Origin of the sequence: Micromonospora sicca (assembly GCF_003172935.1) — a bacterium.
In the GTDB taxonomy this organism is placed as follows: Bacteria; Actinomycetota; Actinomycetes; order Mycobacteriales; family Micromonosporaceae; genus Micromonospora; species Micromonospora sicca.
Map to the genome: position 1 here is coordinate 1 of NZ_QGKS01000171.1, position 4,371 is coordinate 4,371.

7 protein-coding genes are annotated in these 4,371 nt (G+C 73.8%); all 7 read left to right on the forward strand.

Annotated features, from left to right (window positions below):
• Window positions 1-114: 114 nt before the first annotated feature.
• On the forward strand, window positions 115-492 hold the full coding sequence (locus DKT69_RS09145; RefSeq protein ID WP_109801149.1) for a hypothetical protein: 378 nt from the start codon (window positions 115-117) through the stop codon (window positions 490-492).
• A gap of 70 nt (window positions 493-562) precedes the next feature.
• Complete coding sequence (locus tag DKT69_RS09150; protein WP_109801150.1) at window positions 563-1,465, forward strand: hypothetical protein; 903 nt, start codon at window positions 563-565, stop codon at window positions 1,463-1,465.
• A gap of 83 nt (window positions 1,466-1,548) precedes the next feature.
• Window positions 1,549-2,178 (forward strand): DUF4178 domain-containing protein, encoded by a 630-nt coding sequence (locus tag DKT69_RS09155; RefSeq protein ID WP_109801151.1) that lies wholly within the window; start codon window positions 1,549-1,551, stop codon window positions 2,176-2,178.
• Window positions 2,179-2,180: 2 nt separating this feature from the next.
• Entirely contained in the window at window positions 2,181-2,672 is a 492-nt protein-coding gene (locus DKT69_RS09160; RefSeq protein WP_109801152.1) for a DUF2617 family protein, read from the forward strand.
• A 232-nt stretch (window positions 2,673-2,904) separates the two neighbouring features.
• Window positions 2,905-3,336, forward strand: a complete 432-nt coding sequence (locus tag DKT69_RS09165) for a DUF4247 domain-containing protein (protein ID WP_109801153.1) — start codon at window positions 2,905-2,907, stop codon at window positions 3,334-3,336.
• A 29-nt stretch (window positions 3,337-3,365) separates the two neighbouring features.
• Window positions 3,366-3,788, forward strand: a complete 423-nt coding sequence (locus DKT69_RS09170; protein ID WP_109801154.1) for a DUF350 domain-containing protein — start codon at window positions 3,366-3,368, stop codon at window positions 3,786-3,788.
• Window positions 3,788-4,371 (forward strand): hypothetical protein (locus tag DKT69_RS09175; RefSeq protein WP_109801155.1); only part of this gene is annotated, 584 nt, incomplete at its 3' end. The genes DKT69_RS09170 and DKT69_RS09175, both read left to right, overlap by 1 nt.

Here is a 4,371-nt window from a genome sequence, read left to right on the forward strand (position 1 = left end):
GCCCCCACCCGCCCGCGGTGATCAAGAAGTTCGCGTCGGGGGTACGCGGGTTCGGAGACGCAAACTTCTTGGTCAACCGGGTCAACCGGGCCGGCGCGGGGCAATAGTGAGGGCATGTTGGGGATCGGAAAGAAGGACCGCGAGTTGGACGCCGCCGTCAAGGAGCTGGCCAAGGCCGACACGCTCGCCTTCGGCGGGGTGGGAATCGCCTCCACGCTGCTGCCGGAGACCGAGGCGTACCGGCAGGTGGAGCGGGCGCTGGACGAGCATCCCGCCGAGGCCCGGAAGAAGGTCGACTGGCTGCTCAAGCACGGTTCGGCGGCCGGGAAGGCGTACGCGGCCACGCTGCTGGACCGGGCCGACCCGGAGGCGGGCCGGGCGGCCTGGGCGACGTTGCGCGACGACAAGGGCGAGTTCACGACGTTCAGCGGCTGCGTGATGGGTCGCGCGACGCTCCGTGACTACGCCGCCGAACGCCTCGCCGCCAACTGATCAACTCGTCGCCGGGCCCCGGCCGATCGGTCGTGCCGGCGCCTGGCGGGCAGGCCGTACCTTGCCAGCCATGACCTCGCCCGACGCCGCGCCGGCCCGCCCCGCCCGCCCGGCCATCGTTACCGTCGCCTTCTGGTTGCAGCTCGCGACCGTCGTCGTCCTGCTCCTCCTGATCGGACTGGTGATCGTCGCAGCGGTGCGCTACGACGGCCAGATCGACCGGGCGCTGCGACTGGTCCCCGACGCGGACCCGGCCGAGGTGTCGGACGAGCGGATGGGCAATCTCTTCATGGCGCTCGTCACCGGCGTCCCGGCGCTGCTCCTGGCCGGCTGGCTCGCCGCCACGGCGCTGCCGCTGGGCCGGGGCAGCAACACCGCCCGGATCCTGGTCTTCGTGGCCGCCGGCGCGCAGCTCCTGCTCTGCCTCGGGCAGGGGTGCTCGGGCGCCCTCCTCATCCCGGTCATGCTGGCCGCCGGGTCCGCCGATCCCGGTTTCGATCCGTCCGACGGCGTGCCGCCCGGCGACGACTGGGAGCAGTCGAAGTTCCTCGACACCCTCTACGCCCAGGGTGACCCCGCCGACCTGGTTTCCGGGGCCAGCGGTCTCGGCGTGCTGCTGGTGTTGGCGCTCACGATCGTCGTCGTGGTGCTGCTCCTGCTCCCGGCGGCCGACCGCTGGTTCCGGCCCGCGTCCGCTGCTCGGGCGGGCGTCCACCCGGTGGCCCTCGGCTACGGCTACCCAGTGGTCGGCGCCGCGGCCTGGCCGGGCTACCCGCCGGTCGGCTGGTCGCCCTCGCCGGGCTACCCGGCGCCCACTCCGGCGCTCCCGCCCGGCTACATGATCTGCCCGGAGCCGGCGCTGCATCTCGCCCACCCGCCCGCCGGCCCGGCGGTGTCCGCCCCGGACCCGACTCCGACCGGGTCGACCGATGCGGCCCCGACCGACCCCACCGCGGACACCCTCGGTAGCTGATCGCTGACTCGCTGGAGAGGCTTTTCCCCGGCGTGCGCGGGGTTGTTACCGTCTGCGCCGACGCACGTGGGAAGGCGGTCGGCGTGAACGGTTCGGTGGCGTACCTGGTGACGACGCTGGGGTGTCTGATCGGGGTGGCCGGTGTCGTGATCGCTGTGGTGGCGCTCCGCAAGGCCCGGTCCGGGGCGCGCCCGCCAGCGCCCGGCGACCCGTTCCGCGACCGGGACTCCGACGCGCTGCGCGGTGACCCCCGCAAGCTCCGGCCCGGCGACATCGTCGAGATCCGCCAGGTGCCGTACACGGTCCGCGGCTCGGTGCACCTGGTCGAGGGCGGGTGGAGCTGGGCGGAACACCTGCTCGACGAGGTCGGCGGGGTGAAGCGCTGGCTCTCCGTCGAGGAGGACCCGGACCTGGAGTTGGTGCTCTGGACCGCCGAACCGTCCGCCACCGTCACCCCGGGCGCGCCGACCCTCGACATCGCCGGCCGCCGGTACACCTGGGACGAGTCCGGCCAGGCCCGCTACACCGCCACCGAGGGCACCGGCCTCGACCCGCGCGGCACCATGCGCTACCACGACTACCAGGCGCCCGGCGGCGCCCGGCTCTCCTTCGAGGCGTACGGGGAAGCCGGCTGGGAGGTGGCGCTCGGCGAGAAGCTGCACCGGGCCGAGGTGATGATCTACCCGCAGGGCGGCCCGGAGAAGGGGGCCTGAGCGTGCTCGTCACCCTGCACGCGCCGTACGTCGACACCAGCGCCGCCGACCTGAGCCTGGCGCTCGGCGGCCCGGAACGCCCCGCGCTGCACGTCCGGGAGCTGACCCTGCCCGGCGGTGCGACCCTGCGGCTGCGCCTGCTCGGCGCCTCCCACCAGGTCGTCTGCGGTGGCCTGACCGAGACGGTCGCCTGCCTGCCCGGCCGTCCGCCGCACCTGCCCGGCGCCCTGCACGACGCCGCCGCCGGCTACCGGTTCACCGCCACGGTGCTCCGGCCCGACGGCGACGGCCTGCGTGCCCGGGCCGCCGCGCTCCGCGCCGAACTGGCCGACGACCCGTACGCGCTGGTCGGCGTCTTCCCCGGCGACGTGGACGCGGTCACCGCGCTCTCCGTACGCCCCGACCCGCCCGGCGGCACGGTCGGCTGGCGCACCTGGCACGCGTACCCCCAGACCAACGAGCTGGTCCTGACCGAGACGGTGGTGGCACTGTGAGCGCGAGGAGTGAGCCGGTTTTGCGAGCCCCGCAGTCGCGAACCGAGGTGGCACTGTGAGCGCGAGGAGTGAGCCGGTTTTGCGAGCCCCGCAGTCGCGAACCGAGGTGGCACTGTGAGCGCGAGGAGTGAGCCGGGTTTGCGAGCCCCGCAGTCGCGAACCGAGGTGGCACTGTGAGCGCGAGGAGTGAGCCGGGTTTGCGAGCCCCGCAGTCGCGAACCGAGGTGGCACTGTGAGGACGACGTACCGGCGGTGGATCGTGGTGGGGGTGGCCGTCGCCGTGGTCGGCGCGCTGATCGCCGCCTTCGCGATCTTCTACGGCAACTTCTCGCCACGCGGCTACGTGCAGGACCACTACCGCCGCGCGTCCAGCCGGGACATCGGCCGGGACGCGGTGGCGTACACGTCGACGCGCACCCCGAGCCAGGTGTCGAAGGACATCACGGAGACCTGGCAGCCCGCCGACCAGTACGTCGACGGCAGTGGGGTCTACCTGCGCTACGACGACGACTCGGTGGTGATCCTGCCGGTCGCCGCCGGCTCGCTGATCCTGCTGGAGCGGATGAGCACCGCCTACCCCCGCTACCACCACGTGGTCGGCGGTGGCTGGGGCTGGGGCCGCGGCAGCACCGTCCGGGGCGGTGGCCCCGGCGCCGGCAAGTAGCCCCTCCGCCCCCTCACCCTGGAGCTGAAGTGCAGAACCTCGCCACCGATCTGCTGGTCACCCTCGCCTACGGCGTGGTCGGCGTCGCCCTGATGGGCATCGGTTACCTGCTGGTCGACCTGGCCACCCCGGGCCGGCTGAACCACCTGATCTGGCACGAGCGCAACCGCAACGCGGCGCTGCTGCTCGCCTCCAACCTGGCCGGGGTCGGGGTCATCGTGGTCGCCGCGATCGTGGCCAGCGAGGACGACTTCGTGCTCGGCCTGGTCGGCGCGGCCGCGTACGGCGTCCTCGGCCTGGTGATCATGTCGGCCGCCTTCGTGCTGCTCGACGTGGCCACCCCCGGCAAGCTCGGCGAGCTGCTGGTGGACCCGGAGCCGCACCCGGCGGTCTGGGTCTCCGCGGTCGTCCACCTCGCCACCGGGGCGATCATCGCCGCCGCCATCAGCTGATGGCCGGCGGCAAGCGGCCGCCGCCGGCCGCCGCGAAGTCCCCGGCGGCGGGCAGGTCGGCAGTTAAGGCCGGGCTGATCTCGGCGGTCGTCCTGGGTGTCGCCGGCCTCTTCGTCGTCGGGATCGTGAGCGACAGCTCCGACGACCTCAGCATCCCCGCCCCCGCGACCGACGAGCGCGCCGACACCGTGCCCATCCTCAGGGAGGCCCGCACCAGCCAGGGCATCTGCTACGGCTGGCGGCTGGCGGGCGGGTCCGACGTGGTCAGCGTCGGATCGAACCTCGGGGACGGCACGCCGGTCGCGGCCACCCCGACGTGCCCACGCTGGATCGAGGTCACCGCCGACATCACCTACACCGCGGGGAGCAGCGAGAGCTCCGACTCCGCCCGGGTCCAGGTGAAGGGCTCCGCCGACATCGACGCCGCCGACCTGTACGCCATCGAGCGCGGCCTGGAACGGTTCGGGCTGGACGACGACGCCTTCATCGACGACCCGGGCTGGGCGGTCACCCGCGCGGCGACCACCCTGCCGCTGCTCGCCGCCGAGGCCGGGCTGGCGGCGCCGGCCGCCACCCCCACCGC